Here is a 14,369-nt window from a genome sequence, read left to right as displayed (position 1 = left end):
TTGAAGGCCATTGACTGCATAAGGAATAGATCAATGATCCGCAAAGCGTTACCTGGCGACGCCAACGCCATCGCCCAGGTGCATATCCGCAGTTGGCAGGAAGCCTATCGTGACCTGATGCCTGCCGAGTTCTTGAATGGGCTGGATGCAACGCTGGCTCGGCGTGAATCCTTTTGGGTTCGCTCGATTGAGTCGGGCGAGTCCGACGTGTGGGTCGCGGAGCTGGATGGGCAAGTTGTCGGCTGGATATCGGCCGGTGCCAGTCGTGACGAAAAAGCTGCCGGAGCAAACACCGGTGAGGTCATGGCCATTTATGTTTTAGCCAGGTATTGGCAAGCCGGCGTTGGGCTGGCGTTGTGGAACGCGGGCCTACAGTTCTTGATGGAGCAGGGGTATGAGTGTTTGACGCTTTGGGTCTTGAGCCGTAATGAAAGAGCTATCCGGTTTTATCGCAGGATGGGCTGTGTCGAGGACGCGGGGAGTGAACGTAATCTTCAGAGGGGAGGTGTCACTCTGGAAGAAATGAGGTATCGGTTGCCCTTTGGACCAGGTTGAGCACATTCACATACGCACGAAACATTTCAGCCATCCCCTCGGCATAAACCGCGATTTCTTCAGCCGTTCGCGGACTGTTGGAGAACGCCTTCCCCACTGAACTGAGCGTGGTCAGGATCAAATCACTGGCCAACGTACGCGTGTCAACCGACACCTCAGGCAACAACTCCAGCATGAACCCCTTGAACGCCTGGCGTCCCGCCGCGCGCACCTCCAGGGCCTCCGGCGCATCACGATAGATCGGCGCCGCATCGTTCAGCGCCCCGCGCATTTGCGCTTCTTCGCATTCTGACTGGATAAAGGCGTGCACCACGCTACGCAAACGTTCCAGCGGCGTCTCGTCGTGGTTTTCCAGTATGCCGCGCAGCATCTGGGTGGTCTGCTGCCACTCATCACTCTGCAACCGAAACAGAATCGCCGCTTTGTTGGGGAAGTACTGGTACACCGACCCCACGCTCACGCCGGCTTTTTCCGCGACCCGTGCGGTGGTGAAACGGGTGGCGCCTTCCTTGGCCAAAACCTGAATAGCCGCTTGCAGAATCGCCGCCACCAACTCGGTGGAACGGGCCTGTTGCGGCTGTTTGCGCGTGGAAATACGTGGGGTTTGGCGGCTGGTCATACGGGACTCCTGAAGCAGGGCTAATGCGAATAGCGAAGGATGCGAATGACTCGCATACTTTTAATGCGACGAATTAGTCGCATCTTAGTCCCAACTCACTGGAAATCAATTATGTCGAGCCTGACCACCGCGCCTCTGGCGCCCCTTATCGAACGTCTTTATGCCCAGGCCAATGCGGCCACCAGCCCGTTGGTGAACTCGGTATCCAAGGAAGAACGCGAACGGCTGATGCACAGCAAAACCGAATACGTGGCGCTGTATTCGATGCTCAAGGACCTGTGGCTGCCCGTGTCGCAGGACACCGGCAAGCTGCTCTACATGCTGGCGCGCAGCAACAAGGCGCGAGCGATTGTGGAGTTTGGCACTTCATTTGGGCTGTCGACCTTGTTCCTGGCTGCCGCGCTGCGTGACAACGGCGGCGGTGTGCTGATCGGCAGCGAATTCGAAGCCTCGAAGATAGCCCTGGCGCGCGAGCATTTCATCGAAGGCGGCGTGAGCGACCTGATCCACATTCGCGAAGGTGACGCGCTGGTGACCCTGGCCAGCGACTTGCCGGAGGTTGTCGATCTGTTGCTGCTGGACGGCGCCAAGACGCTGTATGGCGACGTGCTGAACCTGGTGGAAGACAACCTGCGTCCTGGCGCACTGGTAGTCGCGGACAACACCGATTATTGCCCTGAATACCTGGCCTACGTGCGCGCTCCGGAGAACGGCTACTTGTCGGTGCCGTTTACCGATGACATCGAACTTTCAATGCGCTTGGGCTAAGCGAGTATTCAGCGCTTGCTGAACGCCAGCCTTGCAGCGAACAACACAAAGATCATACCGGTGGTGCGGTCCATCCACTGGATGACCTTTTCGCGACGCAGGAAACCGGAAAGCGACTGCGTGGCGCCGATCAATATTAGAGACCACAGCAGATCGCCATTGGTGAGCAGGGCAAGCCCGCTCACCACAACAAGCCCGCTCACTACAGAAAGCGGGCTTGCCACTGTAAACGTAGGCTCAGCGATTGAACCGCTCAACCAACGCATATTGGGTGGACGCGTTGTTCGTCAGCTCCTTGCTCAGGTCCGTGGATTGATGGGCTTGTATCGACGTCTGGTCGGCCAGTTCGGCGATGGTGGTGATGTTGCGGCTGATTTCCTCGGCGACCGCGCTCTGTTCCTCGGTGGCGGCGGCGATTTGGGTGGTCATGTCAGTGATATGGGACACCGCTTCGCTGATGCCGACCAGCGCCTGGTCCGCCTCCAGCACCCAGGCCACACCTTCCTGGGCCTGGCGCTGGCCGTGTTCCATGCTTTGCACGGCATTGTTGGAGGACGCCTGCAGTTGGGTGATCAACCCATGGATCTGGGTGGTGGACTGGGACGTGCGTTGTGCCAGTTGCCGCACTTCGTCGGCCACCACGGCAAAACCACGGCCTTGCTCGCCGGCACGCGCCGCTTCGATGGCCGCGTTGAGGGCCAGCAGGTTGGTCTGGTCGGCAATGCCCTTGATCACGTCCACCACGCTGCCGATTTCGTCGCTGTCCTTGGCCAGTTGCGCCACGGTGGCGCCGGTTTCGCTGACCACCGCAGACAGGCGTTCGATCGCCTCACGGGTGTCGCGTGCCACTTCGCGCCCGCGCCCGGTCAGGACGTTGGCTTGCTGGGTGGCGTCGGCGGTGCGTTGCACGTGGCTGGCGACTTCCTGGGTGGTGGCGGCCATCTGGTTGACGGCGGCCGAGACCTGTTCGGTTTCGACACGCTGGCGGTCCAGGCCTTTGGAGCTGGCGGTGGCCAACTGATCGGATTGCCTGGCCAGGGCGCTGAGTTGCTCGGCGCTGTCCTGCAAGCGGGTGAGGCAGGTCTTCAGGCGTGCGTTCTGGCTGAGAAACGCCGTTTCGAGACGTGCCTGTGGCCCGCTGGCGTCGCTGTACATCTGCGCGATCAAGGCATCCGAGGTCGAGGGCTCCACCCCTTGCAACAGACGCAACGTGCTGCCTTGACGCCAGCGTGAGCAGAGCACGCCCACCGGGATTGCGACTGCAACGGTCACAGCAATGGCGACGGGCGCGCTGAGGAACAAACCGGCGAGGCAGCCGGTAAGCCCGGTTGCCACATACGGCACACAACTGATGGCCGCCGGCAGCCAGGCATCCTGCCGCGGAACGGCCGGTTTACCTTGGCTGATGCGGCGGTACAGGGCCTGGGCCCGACGGATTTCATCCGCCGTGGGCTTGACCCGCACGGACTCGAAACCAACGACTTTGCTGCCATCGAATATGGGTGTGACGTAGGCGTTGACCCAATAATGATCGCCGTTTTTCGAGCGGTTCTTGACGATGCCCATCCAGGGCAGGCCTTGCTTGAGTGCACTCCACATGTGCGCAAACACGGCGGGGGGCACATCGGGGTGACGTACGATATTCTGCGGGGCGCCAATCAAGTCAGCGCGTTCAAAGCCGCTGATGTCCACAAAGGCGTCGTTGCAGTAAGTGATGACACCTCGGACATCCGTGGCGGAGATGAGTTTTTGCGAAGGCGCGAGGGAAATCTCACGCTGTGTTACGGGCTGGTTATTGCGCATTCCGACTACTCCCTGGTTGCCCTCAGTCCATCGGCGCCATGTGCGAAAAGGTTAATGCACATTGGCCAATTCGCCAGCCACTGGTCAAAAGCCTGAAACTTCCTGCCGAAAAACCTCATAATGGCGGCCATTTTTGTTTAGCCGTTATTCTGGTGTGCCCCCATGGAAATCAAGGTCAACTTTCTCGACAACCTCCGGCTTGAAGCCAAGTTCGACGACTTCACGGTGATTGCCGACCAGCCCATCCGCTACAAAGGCGATGGCTCGGCACCGGGGCCGTTCGATTACTTCCTGGCGTCGTCGGCGTTGTGCGCGGCGTACTTCGTGAAGTTGTACTGCCAGACGCGCAATATCCCCACTGAAAATATTCGTCTGTCGCAGAACAACATCGTCGACCCGGAAAACCGCTACAACCAGATCTTCAAGATCCAGGTCGAGCTGCCGGCCGACATTTGCGACAAAGACCGCCAAGGCATCCTGCGTTCCATCGACCGTTGCACGGTCAAGAAAGTGGTGCAGGCCGGGCCTGAGTTCGTCATCGAAGAAGTCGAAAACCTGGACGCCGATGCCCAGGCCTTGTTGATGCCCAACTCGACGTCAGAGGGTGGCACTTATATCGCCGGCAAAGACCTGCCGCTGGAACAGACCATTGCCAACATGTCCGGCATCCTGGCCGGCCTGGGCATGAAGATTGAAATCGCGTCGTGGCGCAATATCGTGCCCAACGTGTGGTCGCTGCATATCCGCGATGCACATTCGCCGATGTGCTTCACCAACGGTAAGGGCGCGACCAAAGAGGGCGCCTTGGCGTCGGCACTGGGCGAGTTCATCGAGCGGCTCAACTGCAACTTCTTCTATAACGATCAGTTCTGGGGTGAAGAACTGGCGAATGCGCCGTTCGTGCATTACCCGGATGAGCGCTGGTTCCAGCCTGGCCCCAACGACGAACTGCCGAGCGAAATCCTCGACGCCTACTGCCTGAAGGTCTACAACCGCGACGGTGAGCTGCGCGGTTCGCACCTGTTCGACACCAACTCCGGCAATGAAAAGCGCGGTATCGTTTCGCTGCCGTTCGTGCGCCAATCGGACGGTGAAGTGGTGTACTTCCCATCTAACCTGATCGAAAACCTCTACCTCAGCAACGGCATGAGCGCCGGCAATACCTTGGCTGAAGCCCAGGTGCAGTGCCTGTCGGAGATCTTCGAGCGCGCCGTGAAGCGTGAAATCATCGAAGGCGAGTTCGCCTTGCCGGACGTGCCGGCCGAGGTGCTGGCCAAGTACCCAGGCATTCTCGCCGGTATCCAGGGCCTCGAAGCCCAAGGCTTCCCGGTGCTGGTGAAAGACGCGTCCCTTGGCGGTGAATTCCCGGTAATGTGCGTGACCCTGATGAACCCGCGCACGGGTGGCGTGTTCGCCTCGTTCGGCGCGCACCCAAGCCTGGAAGTGGCGCTGGAACGCAGTCTCACCGAACTGCTGCAAGGCCGCAGTTTCGAGGGCCTCAACGACTTGCCGCAGCCGACCTTCGAAGGTCAGGCGGTGACCGAGCCGAATAACTTCGTCGAGCACTTCATCGACTCCAGCGGTGTGGTGTCGTGGCGTTTCTTCAGTGCCCAATCGGATTACGAATTCGTCGAGTGGGATTTCTCAGGCGAAGGTGAGGATTCCAACGCCCAGGAAGCTGCGACCCTGTTCGGCATTCTAGAAGGCATGGGTAAAGAATCGTACATGGCCGTGTACGAACACCTTGGCGCCACCGCGTGCCGCATCCTGGTGCCGGACTACTCGGAAATCTACCCGGTGGACGACCTGATCTGGGACAACACCAACAAGGCGCTGTTTTTCCGCGAGGACATTCTCAACCTGCACCGCCTCAACGAGGAAGAATTGCAAGCGTTGGTCGAGCGCCTGATCGAAAGCGAGCTGGACGACTACACCGATATCACCACCCTGATCGGCATCGAATTCGATGACAACACTGCCTGGGGGCAGCTGACCATCCTGGAGTTGAAACTGCTGATCTTCCTGGCCTTGCAGCAATATGAAGAGGCCAAGGAGTGCGTGGAGATGTTCCTGCAGTACAACGACAACACCGCTGAACGTGGCCTGTTCTACCAGGCGATGAATGCGGTGCTGGAGATGGAGCTGGACGATGACTTGGAACTGGCGGACTACGAAGCCAACTTCCGCCGCATGTTTGGTAATGAGCGGATGGATGCGGTGATCGGTTCGGTACAGGGCGATGTGCGCTTCTATGGGTTGACGCCGACCAGCATGAAGCTGGAAGGGTTGGATCGGCATTTGCGCTTGATCGACAGCTACAAGAAACTGCATGCGGCGCGTGCCAACGTCACCTCAGCCTGACACAACTTTCTGTGGGAACTGGCTTGCTGTGGTGAGTGGGCCGGTTCACCACGCAGGCCAAGCTAAACGACTTTAGATAAGTGCCAAGGCTTGCGCCAAATCCGCCCGCAGATCCTCCACATCCTCAACCCCCACCGACAAGCGTACCAACCCATCCCCAATCCCCAGCTGCGCCCGCGTTACCGCCGGGATGCTTGCATGGGTCATGATCGCCGGGTGTTCGATCAGGCTTTCCACGCCGCCAAGGCTTTCGGCCAGGGCGAAGATCTTGACGTTTTCCAGGAAACGCGTGGCGCCGGCCAGGTCGCTGTTCAGGTCAATCGAAATCATCCCGCCAAACCCACGCATCTGTTCGCGCGCCAGTTCATGCTGGGGATGGGACGTGAGGCCTGGGTAATAAACCCGTGCCACTTGCGGTTGCTGCTCCAGCCAGGTGGCGAGGTCCAGGGCGTTGCTGCAATGGCGTTCCATGCGCAGCGCCAGGGTTTTCACGCCGCGCAGGGTGAGGAACGCGTCGAAGGGCCCCGCGATGGCGCCGACCGAGTTTTGCAGGAAGCCCAGGCGCTCCGCCAGTTCGGGGTTGTCGCCGACAATGGCGATGCCGCCGATCACATCGGAGTGGCCGTTGAGGTATTTGGTGGTGGAATGCACCACTACATCAAAGCCCAGTTCCAGAGGACGCTGGATCCACGGGCTGGCGAAGGTGTTATCGGCCACACAGATGATGCCGCGATCACGGCAGATACGTGCGATGGCGCTCAGGTCGGTCAAGCTCAGCAGCGGGTTGCTGGGGGTCTCGACCCAGACCATGCGCGTGTCGTCCTGCAGGCTCGCTTCAAACGCCGACAAATCGCTCAGGTCGACAAAGCTGAAACGGTGCCCGGCGCTGCGTTGGCGCACTTTATCGAATAGCCGGAAGGTGCCGCCGTACAGGTCATTACCGGACACGATATGGGCGCCGGCATCCAGCAACTCCAAGACTGTCGAAATCGCCGCCAGCCCGGACGCGAAAGCAAACGCCTGGCGGCCGCCCTCAAGGTCGGCCACGCAGCGTTCCAGGGCAAACCGCGTGGGGTTGTGGGAGCGCCCGTAGTCGAAGCCTTTGTGCACGCCGGGGCTGTCTTGCAGGTAGGTAGAGTTGGCGTAGATTGGCGGCATCAGCGCGCCTGTGGTCGGGTCGGGGGACTGTCCAGCATGGATCACACGGGTGGCAAACGCGCTTTTATCGGACTGACTCATGCAAGGGATCTCCGAAGGTGGTTGAGCAGGTCGACGCGGGTGATCAGGCCGTGGAAGCCTGACGCGTCGGCAATGATGGCGACCAGGCCGCGATCCAGCTCCGCCTGCAGTTCTGCCAGGCTAGCGCTGGGGGCCAGGGTTTGCAGGGTGTCGGTCATAGCGCTGGAGACGATCATGGAAAAGTGCGTGGCGTCCTGGTGCAGGCCCAGCAGGATGTCGGATTCATCGATCACGCCGACCAGCTTTTGACCGTCCACCAGCACTGGCAACTGCGAGACATCCGCCAGGCGCATGCGCTGGAAGGCGGTGAGCAGCGTGTCGTCGGGGCTTACGCTGATCACGCGGCCGTCTTCGAAGCGCCGCGCGATCAGGTCGCGCAGGTCGCCATAGTGCTTGTAGTGCAACAGCCCGGCGTCGTTCATCCATTGGTCGTTGTAGACCTTCGACAGGTAGCGCGTACCGGTGTCGCACACGAAGGTGACCACGCGCTTGGGCTCGGTCTGTTCGCGGCAGTAGCGCAGGGCGGCGGCGAGCAATGTGCCGGTGGAGGAACCACCCAGGATGCCCTCGGCCTTGAGCAACTGCCGGGCGTGATCGAAGCTTTCTTCATCGCTGATGGAATAGGCATGGCGCACGCTGGAGAGGTCTGCAATCGAAGGGATGAAGTCCTCGCCAATGCCTTCCACTGCCCAAGAGCCTGGCGTTTCCAGGCGGCCGCTGCGGCTGTATTCGGCCATCACCGAACCCACCGGATCGGCCAGCACCATGGCCAGCTCCGGCTGAACGCGCTTGAAGAAACGCGTCAGCCCGGTAAGGGTGCCGGCTGAGCCGACACCCACCACAATCGCATCGACATCGTGCTGGGTTTGCGCCCAGATCTCAGGCGCGGTGCTGGTTTCATGGGCCAGGGGGTTGGCCGGGTTGTTGAATTGGTCAGCGAAGAACGAGCCCGGAATGTCCTTGGCCAGGCGCGCGGCCACGTCCTGGTAATACTCGGGGTGGCCCTTGCCCACATCGGAGCGGGTGATGTGCACCTCGGCGCCCATGGCCTTGAGGTGCAGCATCTTTTCCGTGGACATCTTGTCGGGCACCACCAGTACTACCCGGTAGCCCTTGGCCCGACCGACCAGCGCCAGGCCCAGGCCGGTGTTGCCGGCGGTGGCTTCGATAATCGTGCCGCCGGGGCGCAAGCGGCCGTCGCGTTCGGCGGCGTCGATCATGGCCAGGCCGATGCGGTCCTTGATGGAACCACCGGGATTCTGGGATTCAAGCTTGAGAAACAACGTGCAGGGGCCGGTATCGAACCGGCTGACCCGAACCAGCGGCGTGTTGCCGATCAGTTCGAGGACGGCGGGGCGGGAAAGCGTGGGCATGTCGTCACCTGAATACGAATGGGTTGGACAGCAAAAGGCAAAGCATGGGTTCGACGATAGGCCGGGATCGGTCCGGTCGCAACCGGACGGTCCGTTGGCTGTCTGTTTTTGGCGCATTAGCCGGTCGGGTTCAGTACCTGCTGCAAGCGCGTGACGACGGTGCTACTGGCGGCCTGCATTGGCGCGCGCAATTCGCTGCTAATCAAGCCTTGCAGGGCCAGCGCGGCTTTTACCGGTGCTGGATTGGGCTCCATGAACAGCGTGTTGATCAGTGGCAGCAGCTGGAAGAATGTCGCTCGCGCTTCAGCCAGTTGGTTGTCGCGCACCCGTTGGTACAGCGCTACAAATTGCTCGGTGTGCAGGTGGGCCGAGGCCGCAATCGCACCGGTCGCGCCGAGGCACAGTGCGTTGAAAATCTGCACGTCTTCGCCACACAACACGTCCACGTCACCGCTGGCCAGCAGTGCAAGGGTGTTGCCCAGGTTGCCACCACAATCCTTGATCGCCACGATGCGCTCATGGGCGACGATGTTGAGCAGGGTCGCCTGCTCGAAAGTAGCGCCAGTGCGGTAGGGGATGTCGTAGAGAATGATCGGCACGCTGGAGGCATCGGCCACGGTGCGGAAAAACGCCTCCAAACCCGCTTGGGACGGGCGAATGTAACTCGGCGCCGGCACCAAAAGCCCAGCCACCGGGCGTTGCAGGATTTCACGCTGGAAGTGCAGCAGCTCAATCTGGTTATAGCCCGCCAAGCCCATCACCACGCGGTGCGCCGGCACCCATTGCAACACCGCATCGAGCACCGCCAATTGTTCCTGACGACTCAGCGACGCCGCTTCCCCGGTGGTGGTGCACACCATGATCCCGGCCACGTGTTTTTCCAGCAGGTGGCTGACCAGGCGGTGCAGGCCAATGAAATCGATGGCGCCGTCATGGAACGGTGTGACCACGGGAACCCAGATACCTTGAAACGATGACATGCACTTTCTCCTGATGATTGACCGCTGGAGTCACCGTCAGAAGGGCAGAGGGAATTGTGCAAGGGAGGAAGGCCGTCGCGCTCAATGTCCTGTCAGCTCATCTGACGGGACAGCGCGCCCCGGTCACATGAGCGACTGTTTCTTCGATTTGAGGGCGTGCGCAACGCAACCTTGCGCCTTGGCAGGGGAGCCAATGACGGAAAGGTTAACGGAGGACATTGCGGACATTGGCTGACACACCCTGAATAAGGCTTCCATCTTCATGGAATATTGCAGAGTGTGTCAACGGGGCTTATTCGAATTTATCGATACGCGTGTCGGAGTAGTAGAACGCGTTCTTGTCCGTGCTCGACTCGTAGAAGTAGGCGTAGTCGGTCAGGTAGTACAGGTGGTTCACCCGGTTGTATTCATCGTTGTCGAAGCTGCACTTAAGGGCCTTGGCCGCCCCGAGCAGGCCAGGGTTGAGCTCGCTGGCTTGCAGTTCGCGTTCAACTACGCAGCGGGTAGTCTGGACTTTGGTACGGCTGCCAATCAGGCTGTTGAGGCTGGCGCGGGTGGTTTGGTAGACCACGGTGTCGCCAACTGGCAGGGCTTTCCAATTGCCCGTGAAGCTCAATTGCGTCAGCGCCTCGCTTTCTGCCATGCCCGAGGAGCTGTAGGTGTTTTTTGCCACCAGCGGGATGAGGTTACGCCAACTCACCGTGTGGCTTTCATAGCCCTGCCCGCGGGTGGCGATGGCCAGTTGCCCGCTCGCCGTGTCTTGGCTGATGAAGTCCGCACTCTGAATCTGGCTGGTTTCGCCCTTGAGCGTCGACGTGCCGGTCATATGCACGTATTTGAAGGCGCGCGCGGGTTTGTCCAGGTTCAACTGCGTGATTGCGGCCAGCACCTGAGGTTGCACCGAGGTCAGTGCGATGTTTATCGGCGCTTTCAGGCGTGGCTTGAACACCGGCAGCGCGGCGATTGTCTGTGGCGTCGCGCAGACTTTATTGAACAACAGCTCATAGTCGGCATTGCTGCCAGCGATGTTCTGCGGCGTGGGAAAGCTGTCGACACGGCCGTCGCTGACGCGATTGTCGGCGTCCATGTCGTAGCCGGCCAGTTCCTTATAGGTCCCGCCCGCGCAAGACACCGCAAAGTGTTCACGCTTTTGGGCATAGGGGGCGTTGTAGGGCATGTCGTTGAGCACCGTCGGTTCGTCGAAGGCGGCCCAGAAGCGCGTTTCGCCATTCACCGTCTTGATGCTGTTGGCGTCAATCAATACCTGGCTATCGTGCGCGTTGGCCTGCACCAGGCGCCAGTCTGGCTTTGGCGTTTCGGCACACGCGCGTATGAACGTCTGGTTGGCAGCCAAGGTCGCGCGCAATTGCGGCGACAACTTGCGCGCTGCGCTGTAACGGCCAGCGCTGGCCGGGTAGACCCGTTGTGAACCGTCCAGGTACAGCAAGTGCAGTTGCGGCGATGAGCAAGCGGCCTCGAATTGCATGGTGCGCCGCAGACCACTCGGGCCGCCCGGCATCAGCAGCTCGAAGCTGAGCGAGTCGCCCTCGCGCACGATGCTGTTTTCAACCAGGGGCTGGGTGAGGGTGTCGGCGAACATGCGGTCGACTTGGGTTTTCTGGGTGGCACAACCCGCCAGGGTAGCGAGGCTACCGATGAGCAAGAGAGAAGTAATAACGCGCACGAGAGCCTCGTTGAGTCCATTCAGGGATATAAGAGTGGCGGCCGATTGAGCTGAATCTGTAGCCGGATGTTGCGAGACAAAAGCCTAACGAGCATGACGGCATCTGTACAGCGTTAGCATGGCCGCCGCCGGATATGTGCGAGTCGCAATCGTCCTGCCGTGCTTTCTGCCAGCCGGTAGTCTATTCGGACATTCCGGGAGAACCTCGATGATCCGACGCGCGTGTTTGGCCGCTTTGCTGACCCTGTCTGTGTCGACCGCCTTTGGTGCCTCGACCTACGATCATTTGTATGCCTTTGGCGACAGCTATTCCGACAATGGCGCGGGCGAAGCGCTTACCACCCGGCTCGCCGCGCAGAAGGTCAAGGACGCCCAGGCACTGCCTGGCCCGCTGTACTGGAAGGGACGCTGGAGCAACGGCCCAACCGCCGTCGAAGGCCTGGCCCAGGCGTTGAAGACACCGCTGACCGACTACGCCGTGGGCGGCGCCAAAAGCGGCCACGGCAACTACTACACGTGGCTGATGCCGACCCAGGACACAGGCGTGCTCGGCCAAGTCGCCGAGCACTTGCAGGCCGCCAAGTCCCACAAGGCCGACCCCAAGGCGCTGTATTTCATCTTCATCTCGGCCAACGATTTTTTCGAATGGGCCGACTTCTCCCATCCTGAAACCATCGAGGCCTTGAGCGAGTCGAGCCTGGCCAACATCCGCAACGCCACCGAGCAACTGGTGGCCGCGGGGGCCAGGCATGTGATGGTGGTGGGCACTACGGACCTCAGCCACGTGCCCGCCGTGGTGCAGGGCAACCAGGTCGACAACGCGAAGCACTACCAGCAATTGCTCGCACAGAAGCTCCCGGCCATGTTGGCGCAGATTGGCGTGGCGAAGGTCACCTACTTCGATCACCTGGCGTTCAGCGACGCGCTACGCGCCAATCCGCAAGCCAATGGGTTCACGGACCTGGACACACCGTGCCAGGCCACCTACCCGGACGTGAAACCGGTGTGCGCCAATGCCGATGCGCATTACTACTGGGACGAATGGCATCCCACCCGCAAGGTCCACGCCCTGGCGGCAAAGGCCATGCTCAAGGCATTGCCTTAGCCGGCGGCCACCGCCGCTTCAATGGCAGCGATGTCGATCTTCTTCATGGTCATCATTGCGTCAAAGGCGCGCTTGGCGACGGCCGGGTCCGGGTGGGTGACGGCGTCCGTCAGCACGCGCGGTGAGATCTGCCACGACAAACCCCACTTGTCCTTGCACCAGCCACAGGCGCTTTCCTGGCCGCCGTTACCGACGATGGCGTTCCAGTAACGATCCGTCTCGGCCTGGTCATCAGTGGCCACCTGAAACGAAAACGCCTCGGTATGGGGAAAGATCGGCCCGCCGTTGAGGCCGATGCAGGGGATGCCCAAGACGGTGAAGTCCACGGTCAACACGTCGCCCTGTTTGCCGGACGGATAATCGCCGGGCGCGAGGTGCACGGCGTTGACTTTGCTGTCCGGGAAGGTCATGGCGTAGAAGGTGGCAGCCTCCAAGGCGGTGCCGTTGTACCAGAGGCAGAGGGTGTTTTTGCTTTTCATGGTCGGTCTCCACAGGAAAATGGCTGTGTGGAGTCTAGACGGCGAGTTCGTCTCGGGTCATGTCGCGTACTCCTGGGTCAAAAGCGCTCGTCCAGTATCGCCGGCAAAGTGATGTCCTTGACGAAGCTGGCCGAGGACAGGCTCAACGTCATGCGCACCACCTGCACTACATCGTGCACAGGAATCGAGTGGCCTTCATCCCGCTGCGCGGCTTGCTCGCGCGGCGTGCCCAGGGGATCCTCAGTGTTCAAGTACCCCAGATTCAGGCAGGTGACAGCCAGGCGCTGCTGGCGATAGCCTTCACGCAACGCATCGGCAATCCCGCGCAAGGCAAACTTGGAGGCCCCGAAGGCGACCTCCGGACGGCCACTCTGCGGCAGGCCGGAGGTGGATCCGGTCAGGATGATCCTGGGGGTTGGGCTTTTGAGCAGCATCGGCAAGAGGCGCTTGATCAGCAGCAGGGTAGAGGTGATGTTGCAGGTCACGATGGCCTCGATCTGCTCATCGTCGTCGGCGAGGAAGTTGTAGGTCGGGTCGAAGGCGAACTCTTCCCAGATGCCCAGGTTGTAGATCAGCGTGTCCAGGCCTTTATCGGCAATCGCCTCGGCGATGACGTGCGCGGCCTGGGCAGGTTTGGCGAGATTGGCCTCGATCCACTGCACTTCGACGCCGTTCTTGTGATCCAGCTGTTCTGGGCGGCTGCGGGACACGCCGATCAGCGTATCCCCAGGCTCACCGAGCCCTTCGATCAGGGCTTTGCCCAATCCTTTGCTTGCACCTACCACCAGGGTTTTCAATGCGTGTCTCCTTGACTGTAAAACGTGAGTTAAGCCCTGCGCGCCATCAACAACACCGTCGCCGCCGCCGACAACAACCCTGCGCAGCACCGATTGAAAATCCGCTTGCCCCGCGGCTCGGCAAACCAGCGGCGCATATGCAGGCCCATATAGGCGTAGGCGCTGATGGCGATCCACTCCAGCACCAGGAACATCGCGCCGAGCAGCGCGAATTGCGGGGTGATGGGCTCGCCGGGCACTACAAATTGCGGGAGGAAGGCAGTGAAGATCAGGATTGCCTTCGGATTGCCCGCCGCCACCAAAAACTCCTGCCGCGCCAACGCCCACAATCCCACCGTCGCTGTGGCCGAATCTGCCTCGGCCTCCGGATTAGCCCGCCGCAACTGAAACGCCAGATAAAACAGATACGCCGCGCCGAGGATCTTGATCCCATAGAACAACAACTCCGACGTTTGCAGCACCACTGCCAACCCGGCGGATGCGAGGGCGATCATGCCGGCGAAGGCCAGCAAGCGGCCGATGCCCGCCAGGCACGAACAGGCCAGCGCGGTCGAGTGGCGTGACCTTCTGGCCCAGCACGGTGCCGTCGGCCTCGGTGTAGCTCCA

The 14,369-nt window shown here is 60.8% G+C and carries 12 protein-coding genes and 3 pseudogenes; 4 read left to right on the top strand and 11 right to left on the bottom strand.

Annotation, left to right across the window (positions count from 1 at the left end; genetic code table 11):
* The first annotated feature begins 33 nt into the window (after positions 1-33).
* On the top strand, positions 34-555 hold the full coding sequence (locus EJ576_RS26515; RefSeq protein ID WP_126571496.1) for a GNAT family N-acetyltransferase: 522 nt from the start codon (positions 34-36) through the stop codon (positions 553-555).
* Here the strand turns inward: EJ576_RS26515 and EJ576_RS26510 are convergent.
* Positions 509-1,174 (bottom strand): TetR family transcriptional regulator, encoded by a 666-nt coding sequence (locus tag EJ576_RS26510; protein ID WP_126571495.1) that lies wholly within the window; start codon positions 1,172-1,174, stop codon positions 509-511. The two genes, EJ576_RS26515 and EJ576_RS26510, sit on opposite strands and share 47 nt — an antisense overlap.
* A gap of 111 nt (positions 1,175-1,285) precedes the next feature.
* On the opposite strand from EJ576_RS26510, the gene EJ576_RS26505 reads away from it, so the two are divergent.
* A complete protein-coding gene (locus tag EJ576_RS26505; protein WP_126571494.1) occupies positions 1,286-1,942 on the top strand; it encodes an O-methyltransferase in 657 nt (218 codons plus the stop codon).
* Between the two features lie 8 nt (positions 1,943-1,950).
* Here EJ576_RS26505 and EJ576_RS26500 read toward each other — a convergent pair.
* Together EJ576_RS26500 and EJ576_RS26495 are read right to left on the bottom strand one after the other, a co-directional pair.
* Positions 1,951-2,094 (bottom strand): annotated as a pseudogene (locus tag EJ576_RS26500) (LysE family translocator); the annotation flags it as partial.
* 85 nt (positions 2,095-2,179) lie between these two features.
* Positions 2,180-3,745, bottom strand: a complete 1,566-nt coding sequence (locus tag EJ576_RS26495) for a PAS domain-containing methyl-accepting chemotaxis protein (RefSeq protein ID WP_126571493.1) — start codon at positions 3,743-3,745, stop codon at positions 2,180-2,182.
* 162 nt (positions 3,746-3,907) lie between these two features.
* Between EJ576_RS26495 and EJ576_RS26490 the strand changes: the two genes are divergently transcribed.
* Positions 3,908-6,106 (top strand): OsmC domain/YcaO domain-containing protein, encoded by a 2,199-nt coding sequence (locus EJ576_RS26490; RefSeq protein ID WP_126571492.1) that lies wholly within the window; start codon positions 3,908-3,910, stop codon positions 6,104-6,106.
* 72 nt (positions 6,107-6,178) lie between these two features.
* On the opposite strand, the gene EJ576_RS26485 is transcribed toward EJ576_RS26490, so the two are convergent.
* The 4 genes from EJ576_RS26485 to EJ576_RS26470 form a co-directional block, all read right to left on the bottom strand.
* On the bottom strand, positions 6,179-7,345 hold the full coding sequence (locus EJ576_RS26485; protein WP_126571491.1) for a cystathionine gamma-synthase: 1,167 nt from the start codon (positions 7,343-7,345) through the stop codon (positions 6,179-6,181).
* Entirely contained in the window at positions 7,342-8,718 is a 1,377-nt protein-coding gene (locus tag EJ576_RS26480) for a cystathionine beta-synthase (protein WP_126571490.1), read from the bottom strand. The genes EJ576_RS26485 and EJ576_RS26480 overlap by 4 nt, the downstream gene beginning before the upstream one ends.
* A 116-nt stretch (positions 8,719-8,834) precedes the next feature.
* Entirely contained in the window at positions 8,835-9,698 is an 864-nt protein-coding gene (gene dapA / locus EJ576_RS26475) for a 4-hydroxy-tetrahydrodipicolinate synthase (RefSeq protein WP_126571489.1), read from the bottom strand.
* A gap of 292 nt (positions 9,699-9,990) precedes the next feature.
* Complete coding sequence (locus EJ576_RS26470) at positions 9,991-11,382, bottom strand: hypothetical protein (protein ID WP_122727320.1); 1,392 nt, start codon at positions 11,380-11,382, stop codon at positions 9,991-9,993.
* A gap of 208 nt (positions 11,383-11,590) precedes the next feature.
* On the opposite strand from EJ576_RS26470, the gene EJ576_RS26465 reads away from it, so the two are divergent.
* A complete protein-coding gene (locus tag EJ576_RS26465; RefSeq protein ID WP_122727317.1) occupies positions 11,591-12,487 on the top strand; it encodes an SGNH/GDSL hydrolase family protein in 897 nt (298 codons plus the stop codon).
* Here the strand turns inward: EJ576_RS26465 and EJ576_RS26460 are convergent.
* The 4 genes and pseudogenes from EJ576_RS26460 to EJ576_RS26445 form a co-directional block, all read right to left on the bottom strand.
* Complete coding sequence (locus tag EJ576_RS26460; protein WP_068932877.1) at positions 12,484-12,966, bottom strand: VOC family protein; 483 nt, start codon at positions 12,964-12,966, stop codon at positions 12,484-12,486. The two genes, EJ576_RS26465 and EJ576_RS26460, sit on opposite strands and share 4 nt — an antisense overlap.
* 77 nt (positions 12,967-13,043) lie before the next feature.
* On the bottom strand, positions 13,044-13,763 hold the full coding sequence (locus tag EJ576_RS26455) for an SDR family oxidoreductase (RefSeq protein WP_126571488.1): 720 nt from the start codon (positions 13,761-13,763) through the stop codon (positions 13,044-13,046).
* Between the two features lie 29 nt (positions 13,764-13,792).
* Positions 13,793-14,299 (bottom strand): annotated as a pseudogene (locus tag EJ576_RS26450) (LysE family translocator); the annotation flags it as partial.
* Positions 14,286-14,369 (bottom strand): annotated as a pseudogene (locus EJ576_RS26445) (hypothetical protein); the annotation flags it as partial. The pseudogenes EJ576_RS26445 and EJ576_RS26450, both read right to left, overlap by 14 nt.

Origin of the sequence: Pseudomonas sp. C 49-2 (genome assembly GCF_003970195.1) — a bacterium.
In the GTDB taxonomy this organism is placed as follows: Bacteria; Pseudomonadota; Gammaproteobacteria; order Pseudomonadales; family Pseudomonadaceae; genus Aquipseudomonas; species Aquipseudomonas canadensis.
Note: the sequence above shows the minus strand (reverse complement) of the source record. Positions and strands in the feature narration are given on the sequence as shown.